The organism is Coprococcus sp. TF11-13, from assembly GCF_003481085.1.
GTDB lineage: Bacteria > Bacillota > Clostridia > Lachnospirales > Lachnospiraceae > Coprococcus > Coprococcus aceti.
The window spans coordinates 501,355-527,605 of sequence record NZ_QUKK01000001.1; the positions used below are offsets into that span (position 1 = coordinate 501,355).

Sequence of the window (26,251 nt, forward strand, 5' to 3'; positions counted from 1 at the left end):
CTGTGATATGGCAACGATGGACACGTATACGGGGAACAAAATAGATCCGATGAATATGACAGCTTCAGACATATCAATACAGGATATTGCGCATGCGTTAAGCCTCACGTGCCGCGGCGGAGGGCATGTGTCATATTTCTTTTCTGTGGCACAGCACTCCATCAACTGTATGAATGAGGCGAAGTCAAGGGGATGGTCAGAGCGGCTACAGCTTGCCTGTCTGTTGCACGATGCCAGCGAGGCGTATATATCAGACATAATCAGACCGGTAAAAGCACATTTGTCCAATTATCTTGAGATTGAGAGTTCGATCATGAACGTTATATTTGAGCGATTTGGACTTGCTGATCTGAGCGAAGAAGAGAATGCTATGTGGAAACAGATAGATGATGAGATGATGAATTTCGAACTTAAGAATCTGATGAAAGGCGAGGAGTACAGGAATACGGACAACCTTAGTTCAGTCCCTGCTGTGGCCGAAAGACCATGGCGAGAAGTGGAAGGTGAATTTGAGGCTGAATGTAAGAAACTTGCAGAGAAAATGTCAGATCAGACCGGCAAGTAGTCGATAGTGCCAGTAATTGATAGTGAAAAGTTATTTTTTATTACAAAATATGTGATAATACCTCCCAGGCGGATGATGGAATATAACGATCAGCCCGGGAGGTATTTGTTTTTGCATTTATGATCAGATGTTGTCAAAGTATCCGACATAGTCGACCTTGTATGGCCCATTTGGGAAAAGGTATTCATACAGATCTATGAAATAGTCGTCGGTCATGCTGGCGATGAAGTCGAATATATGGAGACACATTTTGTATCAACTGTAATTAATTATCGAAAAACAATAATAATTATTGACAAACGATAATCATGTGGTACTATACAAGTAAGATAATTATCGAAAAACAATAATTTACTTGGCGATTGGAGGCTTTTATGGTTAATGGTGTTTTAAATGCATTTGCATACATAGCAAAGTGGCTCAGGGAGATGTCTCTTGCGGGCGGAGCACAGAATGTCCTTGCAATATGTATGTTCTGTCTGATAGGCTGTGTGCCACTTGCTGGATTCATCGTGCTCTGTATAAGAAATAGAAAAATTGATGCTGACTACCTGTTGCTGGGACTTTCAGCAGTGCTTTTCATAGGAATATATATGATGATAAATCCAGGGTATGTCATAGATGGAAATGCTCTGGTAACTTCAGATATGCTGAATCTTGCAATAAGCTCAGTGATATGGTCGGTGCTGGCATGTTATGCTGTGCTCAGGATCGTGGAGAGTATAGACAAGGCGGATAGCACTCAGATAGTAGAAATCATCAAGAAGATAATATGTGTGATAGTGGTATTCACAGCTTTTGTGATTGTCTGTGTGTCACTGCCGGGGCTTGTCAGAACAAATCGGACAAATGCCGGTGCTATGCCTGGTGATGCCGGATGGGCAGTGATCCTGTTTATTTTCCAGCTTGTAAATGCTGCTCTTGTCATATGGGTTCTGATCAGGGGATACAGGCTTTGCAACAGCATAATAGAAAATGAGTATTCGGATGAAACAATCCATATGGCAGAGAGACTTTCAAAGACGAGCAAGAGTGCGATATCAGTCATGGTGATTCTTGAACTCTCGAAGAATGTGCTTCAGCTTTTTATCATGATGACTCTTTCAAATGCAGATTTCAAGATATCACTTCCATTATATGAGCTGATAATACTCGTCGTTGTGTATATGGGTGTCAGAAACCTTGCTAAGACAAAAGCGATAAAAGAAGAAAATGATTCATATATATAGAATTTGAGGTGACGTGCAGGTATGGCGATCAAAGTAACTCTGGACAGGGTTTTAAAAGAGAATAATATGACATCGAAGGAACTTTGCAAACTAGTGGGGATAACAGAGGCAAATCTGTCGGTTCTCAGAAGCGGGAAAGCAAAGGGTGTGCGGTTTACCACGATCAACAAGATATGCTATTACCTGCACTGCGATGTTGGAGACATATTGACATTTGATGGTGAACTTATAGAAGAAGACTAAGGAGGCGGGAGCTGTGATGAAAGTTAGCAGGGGTAAGAAAACAGACAGGAAATCAGATGAGACACATAGAGTGATACGAAAGAGCAATCTGGCTGCTGTGGGTATTATTGGAATGCTTGGAATATGTATGCTCTCAGGCTGCTCGCTTGCGGATAAGGAAATGATTGAAACTGATGAGAGAGATTTACTGGTTGGAGTGTTTGTAACAACAGAAAGGCTTGGGACAGTTACCGATGTTCCGTGCGAAATCGATATTGATGCAGGTACACTTAAGATAACAGATGAAGACATTGATGTTGACGGATGTTATATGATCTATGCCAGATCAGGCGAGGGGGAAGATATGTACGAGACTCTGGTATCTGATGGTATAAGTGTTGGTATCAGCAATGTTGGGTATAATGAGAATGCAGATGGAAGTGTCACCAGAAGCCGGACAGTGAACGGATGCGTGTACTATGATCTGGACAATAAGGATAGCTATGCAGACTCAGATGGTGATGTGGAAATAATTCTCAATAAGGTATATGAGAAAACAGATGGAACATATTATATAACGAGTGGCAGCTCAATGGGGTGTGCGGCCACGGATCAGACTGCAGAGAACGGATCAGGTGCAATGGATGTAAAAGAGTCGTATAAGACGACTTCGTTCTCGGGTAGTGAAAGTTCGTCAAGTGATGAAAACGAAATGGTCATACATGTGGAATGGAAGTTTGAACGAGCAGGAGAAAAGTATACATTTACAGCTATGTCTGAGGATAACAAAGAGCTGGACGCCAAAACCTATGATGTTGGGGATATACCAGATACAATAAAGTTTGACTGTGACTGGCAGTATGTGATCGTGTCCTATGCGGATGTGACTGGTAAGATGCACAGTTCATTTGTGGATAAAGAAGATTCAGTGTATGAATATAGTGTGAGCACTGGCAAATTCTTTCTGGATACGGGCGTAGTTGAGATAGAATAACAGGTGAATATTAATTTAAGATTAAACCACAGGGATATGGTAAATTGGTTCCCTGTGGTTTAAAATTATGACTAGAAAAAATGAATGAAATTGAAAAACGTGAACATTTAGCGTGGGCATATTATCATAATTTCATGTATGACAGTGAGAATTAAGGAGGATTACAGATGGATCGCAAAGAGATGAACAAAATTATATTTCAGAATACAGAGTATATGTGCAAGACGGATGCTGCATTGTCAGATGCTACAAAGAAATCGGTGTCAGGGCAGCGATTTATTGCAGAAAGTGAGAAGATTCCGGGACTTAATCTTAATATTTATAAGAAACAGACCAGGATTGTGGTATCCAGAAAGAGAACATATGAGGCAGCAGCATATTATAAGGGACAGCATGTTGCTGTGCATAACTTTGCATCGGCGGTAAATCCGGGTGGCGGAGTTGTATATGGAGCGAGTGCACAGGAGGAATGTCTCTGCAGATGTTCTAATCTGTATTTTTGTTTGAACACTCCTGATATGTGGGGAATGTTCTATACTCCTCACAGAGCGGCAAAAGATCCTATACACAATGATGATATTATATACACACCTGGTATAGTGGTGTTTAAGACGGATACAGATCTGCCGGAACTCATGGAGCAAAAGGACTGGTATAAAGCGGATGTGATCACATGTGCTGCGCCGAATCTACGGGAAATTCCAGGGAATATATATAACTGCGAGAATGGTGCAAGCGCAGCGGGAGTAAGCAATTATGACCTTCAGATTATTCATGAGAAAAGACTCAGAAGGATACTTGACAGCGCCGTTATGAACCATGCGGACACAGTGATACTCGGGGCATTTGGCTGTGGTGCATTCCGCAACGATCCTCATGCGGTGGCATCAGCTGCTGCAAATGTTCTAAGTGATTATATATACGCATTTGAGAATATCGAGTTTGCTGTATACTGCAGACCAAATGATGATTTCAATTACAGGGTGTTTAACAGCGTATTAAGTTCATTGTAAAGGAAATTTGTGCCTATGGTGTATACCATCATGCCATGAGGGCGGCGATGTGGATATAAGAGGATGAGCAGGAAATGGCAAGAGTTTTGATTACAGGATTAGTATTAATGAGAAAATAGTGAAAGATTATTAAAAGATTATTAAAAGAGTTATACAAATTTTAGAAATAATTAATTGAATAAATCCTCCTTGTGATATAAGGTTAGAATAATATATAGGATAATGGCGTTTGTGTATTGTGTCAGACATATATATCCTAAAAAATATTACAAGGAGGATTTTTATATGAAGGAAGTAAAACAGCCAAAAAAGCCGCTGATATTTTATTATCTGATCGTGCTCGCAGTAATCATGCTTCTTAATATTATAGTTGTTCCCTGGTTTACTGAGAGAAGTATAGAGGATGTGGATTACGGTACATTCATATCCATGACAGAGGACAAGAAGATCGACGAGGTAGATATTGAGACCCAGTCAAATGTCATCTATTTCACAGGCAAGGATGACAAGAAGGTGTACAAGACAGCTATGGTGAGTGATGAGAACTTAACCGAGAGACTTTACAAGTCGGGTGCCAAGTTCTCAGGTCAGGAGATCAAGCAGACATCGCCGATACTCAGCTTTATACTCAGTTGGATTATACCGATACTTATATTTACATTATTTGGAAGAATGCTTGCCAATCAGATGATGAAGCATGCCGGGGGTGGTAAGAATTCCATGATGTTCGGAATGGGCAAGAGTAATGCGAAGATATATGTTAATTCCACAGAGGGAATAAAGTTTACAGATGTCGCCGGAGAGGATGAGGCAAAGGAGAATTTGACTGAGATAGTTGAGTATCTTCACAATCCTGGAAAGTACAAGGAGATCGGCGCTTCCATGCCAAAGGGTATTCTTCTTGTGGGTCCTCCGGGAACAGGTAAGACCATGCTTGCCAAGGCTGTAGCCGGAGAGGCGAATGTACCTTTCTTCTCAATGTCCGGTTCAGAGTTCGTTGAGATGTTCGTAGGTATGGGTGCTTCAAAGGTAAGGGATTTGTTCCAGCAGGCAAAGGAAAAGGCTCCATGTATAGTGTTCATCGATGAGATAGATGCTATAGGTAAGAAGAGAGATGGACAGATAGGCGGCAATGATGAGCGAGAGCAGACACTTAACCAGCTCCTCACCGAGATGGATGGATTCGAGGGCAACAATGGTGTCATCATCCTTGCAGCAACCAACAGACCGGATTCGCTTGATCCTGCACTGCTCAGACCGGGAAGATTTGACAGACGAGTACCTGTAGAACTTCCTGATCTCAAGGGACGTGAGGATATACTTAAGGTTCACGCCAAGAAGGTCAAAATAGGAGACAATGTAGACTTCAATAAGATAGCCAGAATGGCATCAGGTGCATCAGGTGCCGAGCTCGCAAATATTGTAAATGAGGCGGCGCTCAGGGCTGTCAGAGCCGGCAGAGGCTTCGTGACACAAGCCGATATGGAAGAGAGCATAGAGGTCGTAATTGCAGGTTACCAGAGAAAGAATGCGATACTTACAGACAAGGAGAAGCTTGTCGTGTCATACCATGAGATCGGACATGCGCTTGTAGCTGCCAAGCAGACTGATTCAGCGCCTGTCCAGAAGATAACCATAGTTCCGAGAACATCGGGAGCTCTTGGTTACACCATGCAGGTGGATGAGGGTAATCACTATCTTATGACCAAGGAGGAGATTGAGAATAAGATAGCGACACTCACAGGCGGAAGAGCTGCGGAGGAGATAGTATTTGGGTCTATTACAACGGGAGCCTCCAACGATATAGAACAGGCAACAAAGCTTGCAAGAGCTATGATCACCAAATATGGGATGAGCAAAGATTTTGATATGGTAGCCATGGAGGTAGAGACCAACAAATACCTTGGCGGTGATTCATCACTTTCGTGCTCGGCAGAGACGCAGACACTCATAGACAAGAAGGTTGTGGAGCTTATAAGAAAGCAGCATGAGAAGGCGGCAACCATTATCCTCGAGAACAGAGCGAAGCTTGATGAGCTTTCCAATTATCTGTATCAGAAGGAGACGATCACAGGCGAGGAGTTTATGAATATATTGAATTCATGATTCTCTTAGATATAATTTCAGTTTCCGGGTGCTGACATTTTACAATTCCGCACCCGGTAACCATAAGATAGACTTGTACTGTATTAAGGATAATACAGTTATAATTCATTATTGTGACAGACAAAAAACTTGGAATAAAAATTATGTCGGTGTATTGGACAGATTTTACAAAAATATAGTGACGTGATATTACGTCAATTCCTCGTGGTCAAGCTCCAACAGCTTGAAATGATTCTTTTTGAACTCTATAAGTCCTTCACTCTGCATGTTGGACAGCTCCTTTGACAGTGCGGTTCTGTCGACATTCAGGTAGTCGGCAAACTGTTCCCTGTTAAATGGGATATCGAACTCAGTTGTTCCAAGAGAGCTGGCAAGTCCTGAGAGATAATAGCTGACACGCTCACGTATCTTCTTTGGCTTTATATAGAAGATATGAAGTGAGAGTGTGAGACTCCTTCTCGATGACAGCAGGAGAAGGTTCTTGAGCATTTGCAGATGCCACGGATAACTGTTGTATTTGCCGGACATGATATCCTGTGCGTTGAGCAGGAATACGATAGTAGGCTCTGTTGCTCTTGCGTCGATCATGAGTTTGTGTCCGGACAGGGCGTATGTTTCACCGAACACCTTTCCCGGAAGTGCTGAACTCAGGATACTTTTGGAGCCCCAGTAGTCAACATTCTCAACAATCACCCGGCCTTTGATGACTATTCCAAGCTCCTCGGTTATCTCGCCGGCTTTGAATATCGTGGAGTTGTATCTGTAATAGTGTTCGCGCAGGATCCCGAGATCCATCATGGTTTTGATATCGGCTTCCGAGATTCCTTTGAATGCCATCATGTTGAGTACTTCAGACAATTGATATTGAGGAATTTTAAGTTTCATACATAACCTCCATCTTATTATTTATTTCTATGCAGAGCAGCAGTCTGCAGCGTAGTATATTCTAGTGACAAGGTGTCATGATGCAGGGGTGCAATCAGGCTTTCAGCTATAGGATGTATATTTTTTCAAAACACAGTATATTGTATATGTGTAATAAATTATCCCTTGTCCATACACAATATATATTATTCATATATTTTCTCAAATTTTTTCAAAAAAAGTTGTTAAAATCTTCATTATGTGGTTATAACAACCGAATTTATGAGTAAAGTATAATATACTTACAAATGAAAAGCAAGGAATGTGATAAGCATTATTGAATTATAGAGGATTATTCTGTATAATAAGTAAATAGTGTGTCACATTTTCACATATTAAAACACTGAAAGGAGAAATTTTATCATGTTACAGAACCAGGAATGGGAATCATTCACAGGTAGACTCTGGAAGGAAGAGTGTAATGTAAGAGACTTCATCCAGAACAACTACACACAGTACGATGGAGACGAGAGTTTCCTTGCAGGCCCAACAGATGCTACTAACAAGCTTTGGGATAAGCTTCAGGCACTTCAGAAGGCTGAGAGAGATAACGGTGGAGTTTTAAAGGAGGATGCTGATGTTGTATCAAGCATCACATCTTATGGCCCAGGCTACATTGATCCAGAGACAAAGGATCTTGAGCAGGTTGTAGGTCTTCAGACAGATGAGCCACTTAAGAGAGCATTTATGCCTTATGGTGGTATCAAGATGGCTGAGGAGGCTCTTCAGATGTATGGATATACTCCAAACGAGAACTTCCACAAGATCTTCACTGAGTATCACAAGACACACAACCAGGCAGTATTTGATGCTTACACACCAGAGATGATGGCAGCTCGTCATACACATATCGTAACAGGACTTCCTGACACATATGGTCGTGGACGTATCGTAGGTGACTACAGAAGAGTTGCTCTTTACGGTATTGATCAGCTTATCGCTTGGAAGGAAGAGGATAAGGCTAACTGTGGCGATGGCAACATGTTTGATGATGTTATCCGTCAGAGAGAAGAGCTTTCAGAGCAGATCAAGCGTCTCAAAGAGATGAAGGTTATGGCTCAGTCATACGGATATGATATTTCAAAGCCAGCTTCAAACGCTAAAGAGGCTGTTCAGTGGTTATACTTCGGATACCTTGCAGCTATCAAGACTCAGAACGGTGCAGCTATGTCAGTTGGACGTGTATCTACATTCCTTGATATCTATATTGAGAGAGATATTAAGGCTGGTAAGCTTACAGAGGCTGAGGCTCAGGAGCTTATCGATCATTTCACAATGAAGCTTCGTATGGTTAAGTTCGCAAGAATTAAGTCATACAACGAGCTGTTCTCAGGAGATCCTGTATGGGCTACTCTTGAGGTTGGTGGTATCGGTGTTGACGGACGTTCAATGGTTACAAAGAACGATTACAGATTCCTTCATACACTTGAGAACATGGGACCAGCTCCAGAGCCAAACCTTACAGTTCTTTACTCATCAGCTCTTCAGGATACATTCAAGAAGTATGCTGCTAAGATTTCTGTAAGAACAAGCTCAATCCAGTATGAGAACGATGATGTAATGAAGCCAATCTGGGGCGATGATTACTCAATCTGCTGCTGTGTATCAGCTACACAGACTGGTAAGGAGATGCAGTTCTTCGGAGCTCGTGCAAACCTTGCTAAGTGTCTTCTTTACGCTATCAATGGTGGTAAGGATGAGAAGTTCCTTGACAAGAAGACTGGTAAGCCAATGCAGGTAGGTCCAGAGTACTCACCTATCACATCAGAGTACCTTGACTATGATGAAGTACTTGCTAAGTACAAGAAGATGCTTGACTGGTTAGCAGGACTTTATGTAAATATTCTTAACCTCATCCAGTACATGCATGACAAGTACTACTATGAGTCAGCTGAGATGGCACTTATCGATACAGATGTACGTCGTACATTTGCAACAGGTATCGCTGGATTCTCACACGTAATCGACTCACTGTCAGCAATCAAGTACGCTAAGGTTAAGGTTATCCGTAACGCAGAGACAGGACTTGCTGAGGACTTCGAGATCGAAGGCGAGTTCCCTAAGTATGGTAACGATGACGACAGAGCTGATAACATCGGTGTATGGCTTCTTCATGAGTTCCTTACAGACATCAAGAAGAGACACACATATCGTAATTCAGAGCCTACAACATCTATCCTTACAATCACATCTAACGTAGTTTATGGTAAGTACACAGGTAACCTTCCAGATGGAAGACGTGCTTGGACACCATTTGCACCAGGTGCTAACCCAAGCTACGGCGCTGAGACATCAGGACTTCTTGCATCACTTAACTCTGTTGCAAAGATTCCTTATGAGTGGTCACTGGATGGTATCTCAAATACACAGACAATGAACCCATCAGCACTTGGACATGATGAGGAAGAGAGAGCTACAAAGCTTGTAAGCGCAATGGATGGATACTTCGATCAGGGCGCTCATCATCTGAACGTAAACGTATTTGGTAAGGATAAGCTCCTTGATGCTATGGAGAATCCAGATAAGCCAGAGTACGCTAACTTCACAATCCGTGTATCAGGATATGCTGTTAAGTTCATATCACTTACACGTGAGCAGCAGCTCGATGTTATCAACAGAACATTCCATGACTCACTTTAATTCTTAGCTGACGCTGGATTTTCAGTGAAGTTATAGATGCTTTGTCAGATATAACAAGAACCATGGTCCCGGGGATAACCTCTCCGGGACTTTTTTTAAGAATATGTATTTATATCAGTTTTACAAGAGATAATAGACATGTAGTTTTGTTTGTAATTACTTTCATTAATTGAAAATTGTATTTGAATAGGAAGAACTTAGAGGTGAAATATGTCTGAAAAGAAACAGGTTTTAGGATATGTCCATTCGACAGAGAGCTTTGGAGCAGTAGATGGTCCGGGCATAAGATTTGTAGTTTTTTTACAGGGCTGCAAGATGAGATGTAAATATTGTCACAACCCAGAGACATGGAATCTTGTGACAGACTATAGTAAGCTTTATTCAGATGAAACAAGCGATGCTGAGAGAGAAGAACTGGAGAAGAAGATTGAGGAGAATACAAAGCTGCTGAAGGATAAGGGCGTCAAGATCGAGGCGAGGACTCCTGAGGATCTGTTAAAGCAGGCACTCCGCTATAAGCCATATTGGAAAAACGGCGGTGGTATAACAGTGAGCGGCGGTGAGGCACTGCTGCAGATGGATTTCCTCATCGAGTTTTTTAAGCTTGCAAAGGCTGAGGGTATTCATACGACAATAGATACAGCCGGCAATCCATTTACAAGGGAGGAACCATTCTTCTCCAAGTTCAATGAGCTGATGAAGCTCACAGATCTGTTCCTGCTCGATATCAAGCAGATCAATGATGACAAGCATAGAGATCTCACAGGATTCTCCAACAGCAACATTCTTGATCTTGCACAGTACCTGTCAGATCAGGGTAAGCATATGTGGATCAGACACGTACTGGTGCCAACCATCACAACTGATGAGGATGATCTGAAGAAGACAAAGGAGTTCATCGACACTCTTAAGACTGTCGATAAGGTTGAGGTACTTCCATATCACAAGCTCGGAATCACTGAGTGGGAGAGACTTGGAATACCATATAAGCTTGAGGGAATCGACCCGCCTACTGATGAGGAGCAGAAGCTTGCAAAGGGTATTCTGGAATAAAATATAATAATTTTGACAAACAAGTGCATTTTGCCGAAACATAATCAGATTATGAATCGGCTAAAATGCACTTGTTTTTTGTGTACACAGGTTTTGTTTTAGAAATGGAATAAAAACGGATATTTGGAATAGATTTTTTTGTTTGGGTGTTATAATATGGTTAGTGAAGACAAACAAGAATTAGGAAACTGAAACAATCTGACATAGAAAAAGATGGATGTGTTAGGTTTTCTATGAATACGTGAGATATAGCTACAGCCATTTGCCGAAGGCAAATTTTGCATGGCTGGTGTTCAGTTAAGGAGGATAAAATCATGAATAGTTATGTTGCATGGGGAATATTTGGAATAATAAGTGGATTTCTGGCAGCTTTTGCGGATGTACCGCTTGTCATGCCAAATCAAAGTGAAAATATTAATCTTGCCGGAGTTTGTCCTTGGTGGGCAGATGCGACCTCAAAGAGATTTAAGGTGTCGTTCTGGCTTTCATTCCTAGGACAGCCGGGAGGATATATAGTCATGTGGCTTCTTGCTGATATGATATCAAAAGAGAATACAACGCTTGCATGTATTCTTAAGATCGTAACATTGCTTGGATGTTATACAGGTCTTATGAGTCATGTTGTGTTCTGTCTGAAACCGCTCCTGTACCAGAAACTCTGCAGGAAAATGTCTGACGATGAAAGCAAAGAGGTTATCAAAGCCATCGATCCGATTTTTAATCCGCCAATGTACCTGGCAGGCGTAATGCTCTGGCTCGGCATTGCGGTTACAGTGATAGCAGCGATCCTTACCGGGGCACTTCCTGTTCCAAAGTGGTGCGCCTTCCTTAATCCTATAGGTTCACTTATAGTTCTCATGCCACTCAAGAAGTGTGGTGTCAGAATCATCGGAGCTCTCGGATTTGGATTTGTGCTGCTTTCGGTGCTGCTTATTATTGCAGGGGTATAAACCATATTTAACAAGAATTAATCTGTAAACGATTGCTGAGTGCAGGCAAAAGAAGATATAATGCAAATCAAATGTGTAGAATGGTAAAAAAGGGTTAAAGTTCAAGTTAAGGAAAAAATCATATGAAAGTTTAGCAGGTGATGAGGTGTACAGATATATGCGCAAATATATGATGGATATCGTTGCGGCAAAGAAACATTCGTCAACTGCAAAGATGGAGATAGTACCTGGCTTTTACTCCATATACAGTAAAATATTTCTTAAAATCATGCGAACGACTGACTTACAGGTGAGTACGCAGGATAGCGGGAAAGATTACTATGACATCACGATCACAAAATGTCTCTGGCATACAGCCTGTGTGGAAAATGGCTGCAGCGAGCTGTGTTCGCTGTTCTGTGATGTCGACGATGTGACGTATGGCGGTTTGAAAAAGCTGGGGTTCTCACGCACAAAGACACTTGGATACGGAGGGGACTGCTGTGATTTTCATTTCTATAAGAAGTGATACAGTGCATGTCTCAAGAAGAACTGCAGGGAAGTCTGGGGGTTAGGATAAATATATCTGCCAGAAGAGAGTTGGTACAAGATTAAAATATATTGAAAAATAAGGTTTAAAGCAGGTTTACTCGACGTAAGCCTGTTTTTTTTGCGAAGTGCGAGTTGGAATCGGTGGCTGTACAAGACTTGGCGATTGACACGGTAAATTGACACGATAACCTGAGAATTTTGAAGAGAGGTATTCTCATAATCTGATATTTTTAACGTAGTGAAAATTATATGCGAATAAAATATTAAAAATATTCGCAAATACTATTGACATCCTGGTTAGCGTAGACTAACATATATGCGAATGAAATATAAAAAATATTCACATAAAGTATGGAGGATGCAGAATGTATATTGAAGGAAAAAACCTTGTAAAGAAATACGGAAAGGGAGAGGCAACAGTATATGCCCTGGACCACACGGGTTTCAGTATGGAAAAAGGAGAGATAGTCGTGATCCTTGGCCCTAGTGGAAGTGGTAAAAGTACACTTCTGAACATACTTGGAGGACTTGATAAGGCCACGGAAGGATGCCTTATGGTGGATGGGGTGGATCTGGAAAAGATGTCTGCCAAAGAACTTGAACTTTACAGGAGAGACAGACTTGGATTTATATTCCAGTCATATAACCTCACACCTGACCTTACAGCCAGAGAGAATATCGAGATGACGGCTGAGCTTGTAAAAGAGCCATTACCAGTAGATGAACTCATGGAGGAATTGGGACTTGTAAAATATGAAAAGCATTTTCCAAAGGAGCTTTCCGGTGGACAGCAGCAGAGGGTGGCTATCGCAAGGGCGATGGTGAAGAAACCGGATCTTCTTCTGTGTGATGAGCTAACGGGTGCGCTGGATTCAAAGTCATCACGGGATGTGCTGCGAAGAATTCAGGCGATGAACGATACATACGGAACAACAATTGTGATAATTACACACAATGAGAATATTGCAGGAATGGCGGATCGTGTTATAAGGATCAAGGACGGTAAGGCAGTGGCAAATGTAAGAAATGAAAATAAACAAAGTGTAGAGGAGATGGAGCTGTAATATGACGATCAACAAAAGAGCTGTGCGCAGCGTAAAGAAAAATATATCCTTCTATATAATAAGCACCATTCTTACTGTGCTCATATCGATACTTATTATTGCACCGTTATCGACAGGACACAACATGAAGAAGGTTATAAATGATTTTGTGGCGAAGTATAAGACTGAGGACGCTGAATTTGTAACGTATAATCCGATATCAGAGGACGACATGAAGACTCTTGAAAGTGATTATGATGTGGTTATGGAATATAGCAGATATAAAGATATGAAGTTTAGTGGCGGAGACATGGATGGGCTTACGGTACGAGTATTTGATATGCCGGAAAAACTCAATCTGTGTAATGTCCGGGACGGCAGCATGCCGGAAAGCGGCGAGGCTCTCTTAACTCAGAATTTTGCAGATCTTCATGGAATTAAAGTTGGCGATGAGGTAAGCCTCGGCGATTATTCATATAAGGTATCAGCATTTGCGACAAAGGCAGATTACATATATATGCTTGAAAAGCAGTCGGGGTACGTTGAAAAATCAAAATTTGCGGTCATGGTTGTGACACATGATGATTATGAGAAGATATCAGCTGATGAGACTGGGTATTATTCGATAAAATATAACAGGGATAATGAGAAGGAAGTCAGGGAAAAGCTGAATGACGAGTATGTCATAGCAAATTATCTGGCGGCAACCACGAATACGAGAATATCAATGCCTATAAATGAGGGTGACGAAGTATCAAAAATAGCTGCCATGTATGCGCCGGTTATGTTCATAATAGTACTGGCACTTATAGTGATGGTGCTGGGAAGAAATATCAGAAATGAACAGTATCTTCTCGGTACATTCATTTCTCTCGGATTTTCCAGAGAGCAGATAATAGGACATTATATGCGATTCGGTCTGATTCCGGGAATTGTGGGAAGTGTACTTGGAACGATAGCATCCATCCCGGTCACAAAGGCTATAACATATTTCTATATAGCATACGATTTTGAGACGATTGATTATACAGTGCGGTATGATACAGCGTCCATACTGGCTGCGCTTATTCTGCCATCTTTTGCATATTGCCTGGCGATAGCCCTGCAGGCTGCAAAGCTGCTCAGGAAGTCTGCGGTTGACCTTCTCAGAAATACAGGCAGGGACAGCAGGGCAATCCGTATAATGAGAAACAGTCATGCAAAAACGCAGCTTAAGATGAGAGTGAGAAGTGTCATAGGGCACCCGGGCAGAAGTGTAGTTACGATCATCGGTGTATGTGTGGCAGCCTTTTGTATTCTTGCCGGATTTATCATGAGAGACAGTCTCGACATTCTTATGCATGACGGGCTCACAAGCTCGGTTAAATATGAATATCTTTACAGATTAAAAACTCTTGGAAATGGATCTCCGGATAAAGGCGAGGCATTGTTCCAGAATTATTATGAGATCAAAGGAAATACTGTTCAGCTGTCTACACAGGGGATAGATGAAGGATCTAAGTATTTTATAGATAAGACGGATACAGGCGAAAAACTGGATCTGGACAAATGTTATCTCACAAGTGCGGCTGCTGAAACTTATGGGGTAAATGCCGGAGATGAGCTGACATTTTACAATATTGCAGATCTAAAGGAACACAGGGTTAAGATAAGCGGCGTGGTGACGGACAATACCCATTGCTATCTGTACACCTCCAGGGATAATGCAACAAAACTTGCAGGTGTTGATCCGGGGACCTATAACTGTATCATAAGTGATAAAAAGCTGGATCTCGACAAGAATCTGGTGGCCAGCGAGACGAGTATGAAAGTATCTGCGGATACAATGGAAAACCTGATGGGACCGATGAAGGCTATCATTATCGGCATAGAGATACTTGGAATAGTGCTTGGAGTATTTATCCTGTATCTGGTCATAAATATGATCGTGTCCGAGACCGGGACCAATATATCAGTCATGAAGGTTCTTGGGTTTAGCAGAAAAGAGATAGTAAACAGAGTGCTCAATGTTAATCATATTCTTGTATGCGTAGGTTTCCTGATAGGAATTCCGGCAGCTTATGCATTTGTAAAGGTTGGATATTCAGACACCATAGAAAATTATGGAATGCTCCTGGCTCCTGTCCTGACTGTAAAAGCTATTGTCCTTGGATTTGTACTTACATGGATCACGTATGAGTTGTCACTGTTTCTTCAGAAAAGAAAAATATCAAGGATTGACATGGTGGAGGCTTTGAAGGAAAATAATAGGAATGAGTAGAATTTTACCTTAAGGGGGTCCACATGGCAAAGCGTGTATTTACAGAGGAAGAGCGGACAGAGTACAGAGAAAAAATGCTGGATGCGGGATTTGATCTGCTGAAGGAATATGGGATGACACATATGTCGGTTGCCAAAATTACAGAGGCTGCCGGAATCGGTGTAAGTACATTTTACAATTTCTTTGAGTCAAAGGAGCAGTATGTGTATGAAGTGATGGCATACAGGCGGAGAAAGATTCCGGAATATTTGCAGCTTGCACTTAATGGAAAAGAAAAGGCTGGACCTGCTGAGGCGAGGACGTATCTGAAGATGATGATAGATGACAGATACAGTGTATTCCCAAGTCTGACACCGGAGGATGAACAGAGACTACTTGAGATGCTTCCGGAGCAGGCAAGACCTGATCTTAATAAAGAGACAGGTATCGGAAAGCGTTTTTTTCAGATTATGGAGGGCGTCCGCCCAGATGTGAACATTCCACTTGTGGCAAATCTTATCAAGATATATGTGCTTGCTGCGGAGGGAAGAGATATCCTTCACCAGGCTGTCTATGAAGAGACGATGGAACGTATGAGAGATCTGATATTGTATGAGATTTTCGGAAAAATTGACAGTAGGTGAATAAGCTAGCACAGCATTATCCAAAGGAAAAAAGGATAATGTGAATCGAACATATGTTTGGTAATCAATATTAATCTGAGAAGTAGATAATATCTGACAGGTGGCTGAAAATTCAGTCATCTGTTTTTTTTATGAACAGTTATTTATCTGCAATTATTTACTTTGGAAAAAAAATATGGTAATCTGGTTAGGAAAAACTAACATTCAGGGCAGTCATATCTTAGAGAGGAAAATCCTAGTGAATGATTGATTGATTGAAAAATTATGGGATATAAAAAAATAGATAACAAGGGGGATAATAACAATGTTACAATGGAAAATATTTATGATCATGGCACTGGTTGGTCATGTGTTCTGTGGAATCTCGGATTGTTTACTGACATATGCACCAAATGGTAAAGTGGATCTTGCCAGTTTTAAGGATTATAAAAAAACAAGTACTGCATTTAAGGGGATGCCGCTTAAAAATCTGTCGTTTGCCATGGCGCTCGGCGTAGTTGCCATGACACTTGAGATTTTCGGATATCTGGCTCTGTGTGACTGGATGCGCCAGTTTTCTGAAACGTATTATATGATAATGTTTGTTGCAACTCTTGTTATGTTTATCAATCTGGCACTGCATCATCTGTTCTGCTGTCTGGTGGAATGGTTTTTTGTAAAATTAAATCTGACAGAGGAGGCATTGTGTGCGGTATGGGATTTCTTCAAGACAACATGCTACACTATGTATCTGGGATATGCAGGAATGCTGGTATTTGCTGTCAGTTTTCTGATAGCAGTTGTGACTGGAACAACATCACTTCCAGCCTGGGCATGTATTTTCAATCTGCTGCCACTGGCAATTGTCATTATGCCAACGAAACTGCCGGCAAAAGCAAATGTTATAGGAGTTGTTATGTTTGCAGGCTTATTGTTCCTGATATGAACTGATAGCTCGGCAAATGTAATTAATAATGCAGGAGGCAGACAAAGAACTATGGGGCGTCTGTCTATGCCTGATAGGTTCGCATGTACCTAACACCTGCATTTCCGGGATTGAAGATGTGTGGAAATGAGAATATTAGAAAAGAACGAATCCGTCAGCAACTACTACAGGGCTGGCGGGTTCATTTTATATTATGAGGTTATAGCTTAAATGGATTTGTTAAGATATAATGAGAGATAGTATATAGTGAAAATATGTGGGTGACAGTGAGTGTGGTTTTGAAATGAGAGGGTTATGAATGGAGAATGAGATCGTATTATTTTCAGATGGAGATGTAAATGTTGAAGTTTAGATAAGTCCTGAACAGGAGACGGTTTGGTTGACACAGAAACAGATGGAAGAGTTATTTGAAGTAAAACATGCTACGATAAGTGAGCACATTTCTAATATTTTATCTTCTGGAGAGCTGGATGAAACTTCTGTCGGATTTTCCGACAAAAGTACTGGAGGAAGAAAACCAAAGATGTATAATCTGGATATGATTCTTTCTGTTGGATATCGTGTGAACTCTAAACGTGGTATTGCATTTAGAAGGTGGGCTAACAAGATTCTGAAACAGTATATTTTTCAGGGATACGCAATCAATGAAAAGCGTCTTGCGGCTCTGCAGAAAACCGTTGATATCCAGACAAAAATGCTGGCATGCACATTGGATGTCGAGGAGGCAGATGTGCTCAGAGCTGTAAATCTGTATACGGATGGGGAAAAACGAATCAGTGATGGTGCGCTTGTAGCAATCACGCTCATGATCGCAGAGTCAAATCCAGAGGAAAAGGATATAATGGTCAAGCTGGTTATGAATTTGCTGACATTATAGATAAATGTGATATTAGGGGGCTGGTGAGCTGATGAAACGACAGGAAAGATATAAGATTTTAAATTACGCAAAAGATCAATATAGCAAGACGTTCGATGTAGACTATCAGTTCAAGCGTTTTTCCAGAAAGAAACTGTACAGTCTGCTAAAGCAGCATTGTAATTCCTGTATGTGTGAATGGGATTATTGTTGTTATGGGTTATATCGGAACTGCTGGCAGGAACTGTATGAAAAAGGTAACTGGGGGATGACTCAAAAGCTGGTTGATGCTAAAATTGCTGGCGCTATAGATAAGTATGCAAAGTATTACAGGAAAGATAGTCGTATTTTGTATTGTGATTTGGGAAGTAGCATTGATATAATTCTTGTAATGAGAGATATCTGCAAATCTGATTTCCTGATTACATTTATGGATGAAAAGGAATAAATGAAAAACATGTATTTCAAAAAGGGTTAAAGATAAATATTAAAATTATAAAGGAGATATGGGATGGGGATAAAATATAGAAAATTGAAAGAAAAAGATCTGGATATATTCATCGAAATGAGAATAAATCAGCTGCGGGAAGAAGGTGCCAAGGAGGATATTGATCTAAGACCGGCACTTCGTGATTATTATATGCGTCACATGAAGGATGGCACATTTGTATCATGGATTGCTGAAGATGGAGGGAAAATCATAGGTACAAGTGGAATGTCATTTGTAGAAAAACCGCCATACTTTGGATGCCCAAGTGGGAAGATGGGACTCCTGTCCAGCATGTTCACAAATCCAGCATACAGGCGTAAGGGTATTGCAAAAGAACTACTGCACAGAGTTGTCGAAGAGGCAAAGAATTATGGCTGTGGTGCGGTTCAGATCACGGCATCTGATATGGGAGTGAAATTATATACAGCTTATGGATTTACTCATAATGGCAACTTTATGCAATATAAGCTGTGACGTATAGATTTATAATGTATAATAAGACGGAGATCACACGTACCTGACACTTGCACATCCAAGAGAGCTTTCAAATGCAAGTTTTTGTACCACGAAGATTTGAGTAGCATTTCGAATGGGCGATGAATCACTGCTTTAAGGAACAGAATAAAGATGTATGAGGAATTAGGGGAGATCAATAGATATGAAAGATAATCAGCGTAAAGTTCCGGAGATGACACCATTATTATTGGTGGTATATATATTGGTTATTGTTGTGATAGGACTTTTCTTCTTTTTTGTACGAGGGGACATGCCAGGAAAAATATGTGCATGTACGGTATGCCCGGCAATGATAGCATATTTTATATATGCTTATCACAAAGAAAAAAGTGCAGATAGAAGTTCTGTAGATAAAAATGAAGATATAATCAGTGGTAATTATTTCAAAACTGCTGAGTGGCAGCATAACTATATTACATATAAAAACAAATATCCATTTGAGAAAGCCATGTATCCAGATATGAAAAAAGATCTATTATTAAGATTCCGAAGAAGAGAGTATGTTATCTGGATGCTTTTTATGGCGTTTCTTATGTTTGGATCGGTCTGTTTGATGATGCAGAAACTTTTCCTCGGAATTACAGGAATATTATTATTTGGTATACTGTTTTATTTTAATTTTTCCTTGTATATTGGTGCACCAGTCAGAAAATGGTTAAAGAGAGATATTGATTATGATGCATTAGAAAAGTCATATGTTAATGCCAGATTCGTTGTTTATAAAAAGAATGGACTCGCGTTTGGAACGACGCATATACATGCATATACAGAAAAGAAGGTGTATGCTATAGATTATCGGCTGGTGGAAGGAATATCAAGGAAAGTAGTTCGTTTAAAAAAGTATGAAGATGGCATATATTCTTCAGAAGAATACAGACATTATGCTGTCATACATGTGCGCCTTCCTCAAAGCGGACGGATTCATAATGTAGAAATTGAATTAAATGAGTTTCAGGTTCAAATGGCAATTGATTACCTGCCAGTATTCAGGCTGGGAGAGAATTTGAAAGAGGATTTAAGCATGGAGCTGGTAAAAGATAATGAGGTAGTGTAAAAAGAATACAGAGAAGATAGGCACCAATGCCCACAAAGCATTGGTGCTTTTTATAGTTCAAGAATTAATAAGATTGTTTCGGGAATCTTTGTGTTATACTGCTCTATATTGAGGAGTTCAATACTGAGCAGAGGAAATTATATGTATAAGATCAACGAAGATTCATGGAACGAAAAGTATATATTGCTGATACCCGCCATGCTGGATGCGCATTTTCCGCTTATCAAGTATGCGTTTTATTCAAAGGATTATCATCCGGTCATACTGGAAAATGAGGATGGCATCACAGATGTGGGATTAAGGTATGTGAATAATGACATGTGTTATCCGATAGTGTTAAATGCTGGACAGATGATAGATGCATTACAGTCCGGGAAATATGATGTGAGCAAGGTGCGGCTGCTCATGCCGACGGCGGGGGATGCCTGCAGAGGAGCAAATTATCTTCATGTGCTAAGACAGGCTGTGATAAATGCCGGATTTAATCAGACAAAGATACTTTCGTTAAATGTCAAGGGGCTTGAGAAGGACTGTCAGATGAAACTGCATCCGTATATGGTATGGCGGGCACTGTTCGGTCTTTTCTATGGGGACATTCTCATGCTGCTGCTCAACCAGACAAGGCCAAATGAGGTGAAGTGTGGGCAGGCACAGCGACTGTGGGAGAAATGGGTCAGAACACTATCTGAGGATTTAAAGCAGGGCAGACACTTAACGATAGGACATATGAAAAGAAACTTTGAGAGGATTGCCAGAAGCTTTGCAAAGATAAAGCTTAGTGACAAGAGAAAGCAGCGTGTGGGAATCGTTGGAGAACTATATATAAAATACTGCCATCTTGGAAACTGGGATATGATAAAGTTCCTTGAGAATAATGGATGTGAGAGCCACACTAACGGTCTTTCATGGTATGCCATGTATTATATGGATTCACACCTCACAGAAGATATGACATTTGAATCACTGCTGTATAAGGTGGGACTTAAGTTCTTTGGAAGTATCCAGAAATCTATGATAGATGCGCTTAGAAAATACGGTTTCTACACAATGGAGGATTTTTTCACGATGAAACGTGAGGCGGACGGGTATGTGAGCTGGGGGTATAAGACCGGTGACGGCTGGCTCATCGGCGCGGAGATAACAGGACATATCCTCCACGACTGCCGTAAGGTTCTGGCTGTCCAGCCATTTGGCTGCATGCCGAATCACACCTGCGGAAGAGGACTTTATCCTTCTCTTCAGAAGAAGCTGCCGCAGGGCATGATAGTGAGCTGTGATGTGGATTCCAGTGGTTCAAAGTTAAATGTCTACAACAGAGCGAGGATGCTTGTGGACATGCCACTTAAAATGGGGAAATAGAAAATGGAGAAATAAAGATGAAAAAGATATTTGTTGTTGAAGATGACGAGAGTATCTGCGAGGAGCTTGTGCAGATACTTGAGGGGGAAGGCTATGAGGCACTGAGTCTCACAAGCTTTGAACACACAAAAGACGATATACTTAAGGCTGCGCCAAATCTGGTGCTCATGGATATCAATATTCCGGGGATAAACGGCAGAAACCTTGTGAAGGAGATACGAAAGGAATCTGATGTGCCGATCATCATGGTTACAAGCAGGACTTCCGAGATGGATGAGGTCATATCCATGAGCTATGGTGCGGATGACTATATCACCAAGCCGTACAATCCGACGATACTCCTGCTCAGGATAGCGGCGGTGCTTAAGCGCATGGAGGGCAGCCAGAACACGGCAGCATACAGGGATGCCGAGGTCAACTTCAGCAAGGGGACAATCAGCAAAGGTGATCTGGAGATGGTTCTCACCAAGAATGAGATGATCATATTCCAGCTGCTGCTTGCCAACAGGGAAAAGATAGTGTCGAGGGATGAGATCATGACAGACCTATGGGACAATGACGAGTTTGTAAATGACAATGCACTTACGGTGAACATCAGCAGGCTCAGAGGAAAACTGGCAGATCTTGGATATGATGATGCCATAGAGACCAGGAAGAAGCAGGGATACCGACTTGTATGACGGGTAAGTGGGGTTATATATCATTTACAGCGACAAAAGATTGGAGTAATTTTGTAAAATGAAATTTGGCTTGTATATAAAGGATAAACTTGGAATAATTGCGGGATATGCGGGATTTGTGATATTCACATATCTGCTCATGATGGCATTTCACTCACAGTTACAGATGAGGATTATGTTCGTTATCGTGGCTGTGATATTTGTCGTCTCGGTTATCGCTTTCGATTATCTGAGAAAATATAAGTTCTACAATAGTCTGATTGGACATCTGGATGAACTGGATCAGAAGTATCTTATACTTAACACTTTGGACGAGCCTGACTTCTACGAGGGCAAGCTGGTGTATTCAGCTATGTACGACATCAACAAGTCCATGACTGAGAATGTGAGAAAGTACAGGGACAGCGTGGAGGATTTCAAGGACTTTATAGAGATCTGGGTTCACGAGATCAAGCTTCCGATAGCCAGTCTGGTGCTCATGTGCCACAACAACAGGGATGTGATCCCGAGAAAATACGAGGAACAGGTTGCAAGGCTCGATGCGTATGCGGATCAGGTACTCTACTATGTGAGGGCGGAGCATGCTGCGGCGGATTACAGATTTGCTGAGACAAATCTTAAGAGTGTCATCGGAAGAGTGGCTTTGAAGAACAAGGATATGCTGCTTGATGGCGACATATCGCTGAATGTTCATGATGTGGATGAATGTGTTGTGACGGATTCAAAGTGGCTTGAGTTTATGGTAAATCAGATCGTGAGCAACAGCATCAAGTATATAGACCGGGGACAGGAAAAGACTATAGAGATCTGGGCTGAAGCGGTGGGTGACGGCAAGGCTCTGCACATAAAGGACAATGGAATAGGTATACCACAGTCTGATATTCCACTTGTGTGCAGGAAATCATTTACAGGGGAAAATGGTCGGAAACATGCGAAATCCACAGGTATGGGCCTTTATATAATAGACAATCTGTGCAGGCAGCTGGGTCATAAGCTGAATATAACGTCAAAGGTGGACGAATACACAGATGTGAGTATAGTATTTGGACATAATGATATATACAAGATTGGATGATAAAAAATTGCGTTTTGCGATAGTGGGATACCAGAGCTGGTGAACTTCCCCAAGGTTACAGAATTGTAATGTTAGGTAATAATGGAAAAAGGACAATTGCTTTCAAAATGTGTAAACTGCAAATATGTTCAATGGTGAGAGCAGTAATAAACAAACATTTGAGGAGGCATTTCAATGGAAAATCCAATGGGAAATTCAATGGAAACAATATTAAAGATTGACAACATTGAGAAATATTATGGAAACAAATCCAATATGACAAAGGCCATAGATGGAATATCATTCGATGTGGAGGCAGGAGAGTTCGTAGCTATCATGGGTGCATCTGGAAGCGGTAAGACGACACTGCTCAACTGCGTTTCAACTATAGATAAGGTTAGCAGCGGACACATCTATGTGGGCGGCAAGGATATCACAACACTTAAGGGCAACAAGCTTAACGAGTTCAGAAGAGAGGAGCTTGGATTTATATTTCAGGATTTCAACCTTCTTGACACACTCACAGCGTATGAGAATGTCGCACTGGCACTTTCCATACAGAATGTTCCTGCAAAGCAGATAGATGCGAAGGTCAGGGCTGTTGCAAAGGAGCTTGAGATCGAGAGTGTTCTGAAGAAGTATCCGTACCAGATGTCGGGCGGTCAGAAGCAGAGAGTCGCATCTGCAAGAGCCATCATCACTGACCCAAAGCTTGTGCTTGCAGATGAGCCTACGGGAGCACTCGATTCCAAGTCGGCAAAGCTGCTTCTGGAGAGACTTAAGCATCTAAATGAGGATCTCATGACAACGATACTCATGGTAACACATGATTCATTTACAGCCAGCTATGCAGGCAGGATACTTTTCATCAAGGATGGAAAGGTGTTCCACGAGCTCAGAAGAGGAGGAGATACTAGAAAAGAATTTTTCAATAAGATCATAGATGTCGTGACACTGCTTGGAGGTGATCTGAATGACGCTCTTTAAGCTTTCCGTATCAAATATGAAGAAGAGTATAAAGGACTATGCCATATATTTCTTCACTCTGGTACTCGGTGTTGCAATCTTCTATGTGTTCAATGCCATAGAGACGCAGACCGCCATGCTCCAGATATCGGCTGACACAAGACAGGTCGTGCAGCTCATGAGCAAGATGATTGCGGGTGTCAGTGTGTTCATCGCATTTGTGCTCGGATTTCTCATCATATATGCAAGCCGTTTTCTGATGAAGAGGCATAACAAAGAATTTGGTCTGTACCTCATCCTTGGAATGGGAAAACGCAAGGTGTCCACAATGCTTTTCATCGAGACACTAATCATCGGACTTGTATCACTTGTGGTAGGACTTCTTGCCGGAATAGGGATCTCACAGCTCACAAGTGTACTCGTTGCAAACATGTTCGATGCAGATATGTCATCATATAGCTTTGTGTTCTCGGGCAGCGCATTTGCCAAGACCTGTCTGTATTTTGCAATCATATATGTGGTGGTTATAATCTTCAACACATTTATCATCAGCAAATGTAAGCTCATTGACCTTTTCCAGAATGGAAGAAAATCTGAGAATGTCAAGATCAAGAATCCGTGGGTATCAGTTATCGTGTTCCTGATATCAGCTGTATCACTTGGATATGCTTATCATGCGGTAATTACCGATATAAATGACATGTACATGAATGATCTCTACAAGTGGATCGTGGTCGGATGCGTTGCAACGGTGCTTTTCTTCTGGTCAGTGTCCGGAATGCTCTTCAGGATCGTGTCATCCATGAAGAATGTGTACTATAAGGGACTCAATACATTTGTCGTCAGACAGATGAGCAGCCGTGTAAATACAAATGTACTTTCAATATCAGTCATCTGTCTGATGCTTTTTGTGACAATATGTGTGCTTTCATCAGCGCTTGCAGTGAAGAATTCCTTAAATGAGGGCATTGCAAAGTACGCAAGAGCGGATGTGAGTATATCGAAAACCCAGAGCAGTGATTCAATCTATTATGACGAAGACGAGATGGGTAATGACAGCGAGACAAATGATCTTTTGAAGAAACTTGAGGTGACTGATGGAAAGAGCATAGAAGATGTATATAGTGAAAATAATGTGGATCTTGGATCATACTTCTCAGATTACGTTGACGTACACACATATACATGTCCTACACTTACAATCAGAAACTATCTGGGAGATGAGGCTCTGATTGATTCTCTTGGAATAGATGTAAACGCTTTGTCTAGATTTGAGGGAACGGAGGAGATCATATCACAGTCTGACTACAACAAGGTGGCAAAGATTTATGACAAAGCGGAGATCCAGCTTGCCGATGACGAGTATGCAATCCTGGCAAATTATAGAATATTCGTTAAGATCCGTGATGAGAGACTTCAGGAGGGAAAAGAGATAGAGGTATATGGCAACAAGCTTAAACCGGTTATCTCGTATTGTATAGATGGTGATATAGAGCTTGCCACTCAGCCCCTCAACACAGGTGTGTTTATCGTGCCGGATTCAGCCATTGAAGGTGCACAGTTCGCGAAAGAGTATTTTATCGGAAAGTATGCCGATCAGGACAGGGATGTCATACAGGATAGTGATACGATCATAAGGAATGTATCAAAGAAGGATGAACTTGGCGGACTTATCACAGTAAATACCAAGGACAACGTGAAAGCAGCCAGCGTGGGAGTCGGAGCGATAGCATCATTTATAGGTATGTATATCGGACTTATATTCCTTATATCTGGAGCAGCCATCCTTGCACTCAAAGAGCTCTCAGAGAGCACAGACAACATAGAGAGATATAAGATGCTCAGAAAGCTTGGCGTGGATCAGCACATGATCAACAAGGCCCTTTTCTCGCAGATGGGACTATTCTTCGTATTCCCACTTGCTCTCGCCATAGTCCATTCGGTATTTGGAATGATGGTCAGCACGAAGATCCTTGACACTATGGGAGCGTATGATATAGCAGGTGCTATCGGAATCACGGCTGCCATCGTGGTAATTATATATGGCGGATATTTCCTTATAACGTATCTGTGCAGCAGGAAGATTATCAGTGAGTGAGGATATAACTATTATTGAAAATAATTGCACTTTTTATTGAATGAATAACATAATTATGTTATCATCAACATACGATATAAATGTGACATGTCACATTGTC

Annotated in this window: 23 protein-coding genes and 1 pseudogene; 23 read left to right on the forward strand and 1 reads right to left on the reverse strand. The window is 41.3% G+C overall.

The genetic code is table 11. The features are described 5' to 3' along the window. The first annotated feature begins 7 nt into the window (after positions 1-7). The 6 genes from DXD11_RS02205 (at position 8) to ftsH (ending at position 6,129) form a co-directional block, all read left to right on the forward strand. Positions 8-565: an HD domain-containing protein gene (locus DXD11_RS02205; RefSeq protein ID WP_118757683.1), complete on the forward strand. Its 558-nt coding sequence runs from the start codon at positions 8-10 to the stop codon at positions 563-565. Between the two features lie 374 nt (positions 566-939). Further along, the gene (locus DXD11_RS02210) at positions 940-1,794 is read left to right on the forward strand and encodes a hypothetical protein (protein ID WP_118016610.1); all 855 of its coding nucleotides are present in this window, start codon (positions 940-942) and stop codon (positions 1,792-1,794) included. A 21-nt stretch (positions 1,795-1,815) separates the two neighbouring features. Continuing rightward, positions 1,816-2,037 carry a helix-turn-helix domain-containing protein gene (locus DXD11_RS02215; RefSeq protein WP_055222763.1) on the forward strand — a complete coding sequence of 74 codons (222 nt, stop codon included), beginning with the start codon at positions 1,816-1,818 and terminating at the stop codon, positions 2,035-2,037. 16 nt (positions 2,038-2,053) lie between these two features. Then, positions 2,054-3,010, forward strand: coding sequence for a hypothetical protein (locus DXD11_RS02220; RefSeq protein WP_118757684.1), 957 nt, complete (start codon positions 2,054-2,056; stop codon positions 3,008-3,010). A gap of 167 nt (positions 3,011-3,177) precedes the next feature. Further along, positions 3,178-4,023 carry a TIGR02452 family protein gene (locus tag DXD11_RS02225; RefSeq protein ID WP_055222759.1) on the forward strand — a complete coding sequence of 282 codons (846 nt, stop codon included), beginning with the start codon at positions 3,178-3,180 and terminating at the stop codon, positions 4,021-4,023. Between the two features lie 285 nt (positions 4,024-4,308). After that, positions 4,309-6,129 carry an ATP-dependent zinc metalloprotease FtsH gene (ftsH, locus tag DXD11_RS02230; protein WP_118757685.1) on the forward strand — a complete coding sequence of 607 codons (1,821 nt, stop codon included), beginning with the start codon at positions 4,309-4,311 and terminating at the stop codon, positions 6,127-6,129. A 189-nt stretch (positions 6,130-6,318) separates the two neighbouring features. Here the strand turns inward: ftsH and DXD11_RS02235 are convergent, their stop codons facing one another. Further along, entirely contained in the window at positions 6,319-7,014 is a 696-nt protein-coding gene (locus tag DXD11_RS02235; protein WP_055222757.1) for a Crp/Fnr family transcriptional regulator, read from the reverse strand. 402 nt (positions 7,015-7,416) lie between these two features. On the opposite strand from DXD11_RS02235, the gene pflB reads away from it, so the two are divergent. The 17 genes and pseudogenes from pflB (at position 7,417) to DXD11_RS02320 (ending at position 26,151) form a co-directional block, all read left to right on the forward strand. After that, entirely contained in the window at positions 7,417-9,693 is a 2,277-nt protein-coding gene (gene pflB / locus DXD11_RS02240) for a formate C-acetyltransferase (RefSeq protein WP_118757686.1), read from the forward strand. Positions 9,694-9,903: 210 nt separating this feature from the next. Next, on the forward strand, positions 9,904-10,746 hold the full coding sequence (locus DXD11_RS02245) for a radical SAM protein (protein WP_118757687.1): 843 nt from the start codon (positions 9,904-9,906) through the stop codon (positions 10,744-10,746). Between the two features lie 314 nt (positions 10,747-11,060). Beyond that, on the forward strand, positions 11,061-11,696 hold the full coding sequence (locus tag DXD11_RS02250; RefSeq protein ID WP_118757688.1) for a DUF6796 family protein: 636 nt from the start codon (positions 11,061-11,063) through the stop codon (positions 11,694-11,696). A 121-nt stretch (positions 11,697-11,817) separates the two neighbouring features. Continuing rightward, positions 11,818-12,204: pseudogene (locus DXD11_RS02255) on the forward strand (L-2-amino-thiazoline-4-carboxylic acid hydrolase); the annotation flags it as partial. Positions 12,205-12,592: 388 nt separating this feature from the next. Beyond that, positions 12,593-13,291: an ABC transporter ATP-binding protein gene (locus DXD11_RS02260; RefSeq protein WP_118757690.1), complete on the forward strand. Its 699-nt coding sequence runs from the start codon at positions 12,593-12,595 to the stop codon at positions 13,289-13,291. 1 nt (position 13,292) lies between these two features. After that, on the forward strand, positions 13,293-15,530 hold the full coding sequence (locus tag DXD11_RS02265; protein WP_118757691.1) for an ABC transporter permease: 2,238 nt from the start codon (positions 13,293-13,295) through the stop codon (positions 15,528-15,530). Positions 15,531-15,553: 23 nt separating this feature from the next. Then, on the forward strand, positions 15,554-16,153 hold the full coding sequence (locus tag DXD11_RS02270; RefSeq protein WP_118016602.1) for a TetR/AcrR family transcriptional regulator: 600 nt from the start codon (positions 15,554-15,556) through the stop codon (positions 16,151-16,153). A 304-nt stretch (positions 16,154-16,457) separates the two neighbouring features. After that, positions 16,458-17,078, forward strand: a complete 621-nt coding sequence (locus DXD11_RS02275; protein ID WP_147343964.1) for a DUF6796 family protein — start codon at positions 16,458-16,460, stop codon at positions 17,076-17,078. A gap of 379 nt (positions 17,079-17,457) precedes the next feature. Next, on the forward strand, positions 17,458-17,955 hold the full coding sequence (rhuM, locus tag DXD11_RS02280; RefSeq protein WP_330426597.1) for a RhuM family protein: 498 nt from the start codon (positions 17,458-17,460) through the stop codon (positions 17,953-17,955). 31 nt (positions 17,956-17,986) lie between these two features. Beyond that, positions 17,987-18,382: a hypothetical protein gene (locus tag DXD11_RS02285; protein ID WP_118757692.1), complete on the forward strand. Its 396-nt coding sequence runs from the start codon at positions 17,987-17,989 to the stop codon at positions 18,380-18,382. Between the two features lie 63 nt (positions 18,383-18,445). Continuing rightward, on the forward strand, positions 18,446-18,898 hold the full coding sequence (locus DXD11_RS02290; RefSeq protein WP_118757693.1) for a GNAT family N-acetyltransferase: 453 nt from the start codon (positions 18,446-18,448) through the stop codon (positions 18,896-18,898). Between the two features lie 184 nt (positions 18,899-19,082). After that, positions 19,083-19,994, forward strand: coding sequence for a hypothetical protein (locus DXD11_RS02295; RefSeq protein WP_118757694.1), 912 nt, complete (start codon positions 19,083-19,085; stop codon positions 19,992-19,994). A gap of 141 nt (positions 19,995-20,135) precedes the next feature. Continuing rightward, positions 20,136-21,353 carry a 2-hydroxyacyl-CoA dehydratase gene (locus DXD11_RS02300; RefSeq protein WP_118757695.1) on the forward strand — a complete coding sequence of 406 codons (1,218 nt, stop codon included), beginning with the start codon at positions 20,136-20,138 and terminating at the stop codon, positions 21,351-21,353. A 17-nt stretch (positions 21,354-21,370) separates the two neighbouring features. Next, positions 21,371-22,033: a response regulator transcription factor gene (locus DXD11_RS02305; RefSeq protein WP_118757696.1), complete on the forward strand. Its 663-nt coding sequence runs from the start codon at positions 21,371-21,373 to the stop codon at positions 22,031-22,033. Between the two features lie 58 nt (positions 22,034-22,091). After that, a complete protein-coding gene (locus DXD11_RS02310; RefSeq protein ID WP_118757697.1) occupies positions 22,092-23,108 on the forward strand; it encodes a sensor histidine kinase in 1,017 nt (338 codons plus the stop codon). Positions 23,109-23,306: 198 nt separating this feature from the next. Beyond that, positions 23,307-24,074 (forward strand): ABC transporter ATP-binding protein, encoded by a 768-nt coding sequence (locus tag DXD11_RS02315; protein ID WP_055144940.1) that lies wholly within the window; start codon positions 23,307-23,309, stop codon positions 24,072-24,074. Continuing rightward, the gene (locus DXD11_RS02320; RefSeq protein WP_118757698.1) at positions 24,061-26,151 is read left to right on the forward strand and encodes an FtsX-like permease family protein; all 2,091 of its coding nucleotides are present in this window, start codon (positions 24,061-24,063) and stop codon (positions 26,149-26,151) included. The genes DXD11_RS02315 and DXD11_RS02320 overlap by 14 nt, the downstream gene beginning before the upstream one ends. Positions 26,152-26,251: the final 100 nt, after the last annotated feature.